At 34.7% G+C, this 666-nt stretch carries 1 pseudogene; it reads right to left on the bottom strand.

The annotated features are described in order from the left end of the window. Positions 1-453 (bottom strand): annotated as a pseudogene (locus tag ACWIX0_RS14005) (hypothetical protein); the annotation flags it as partial. Positions 454-666 lie beyond the last annotated feature (213 nt).

Here is a 666-nt window from a genome sequence, read left to right as displayed (position 1 = left end):
TCCATCAAGTTGGAAATTGTTTTGATAATAAAGCCCGCCAGAGATTTGGATATTTGCAGGGTCGATTTCGCCCGGTGTGGAGCTAGAATTTTGCCTTGTGTCGTATTGGACATTTGGGAGGATTTTTAAAATACTTGTTATATCGCCATTTGCATTTGGGTTTGATTCTAGCATAGTGCTATCTATGTAGTTTCCGCTTTGATATTTTTCCCTAGATTCTGCGTTTATATCTTTATGCCCTGTGGCAGTTACCCTGCCTAAATCTTTTGCTTCTAAGTTTATTGATTCTAAGTCGTTTGATTTTTTTAGTTTATTGTAGCGTGAGGATTTGTCAAATGCTTGTGGCGTGGAATCTGTTTGTTGGGAAGTTATTGCATTTTGTGTAAAAAACATTTGCATAGAATCTGTTTGCATAGATTTTGTTGATTTCATAGAATCTATATCATTTGTCATATTGAGCGCGTAGCGAGAAATATCTCTATGATTATTTATAAAAGCATTGTTTTGCGTATTTGCCGTGTTGTTTGCAACTCGTATAGAATCTATTGTGGTTTGTGGCAAATCTTTTTGTATAGAATCTATTTTTGAAGTTGTTATCTCTTGTGGCAAATATACTTGCATAAAATCCGTGCGGATAGAATCTATTTTGGCTAGTTTTATGTATTT

This window comes from Helicobacter sp. T3_23-1059 (genome assembly GCF_053654515.1).
Note: the sequence above shows the minus strand (reverse complement) of the source record. Positions and strands in the feature narration are given on the sequence as shown.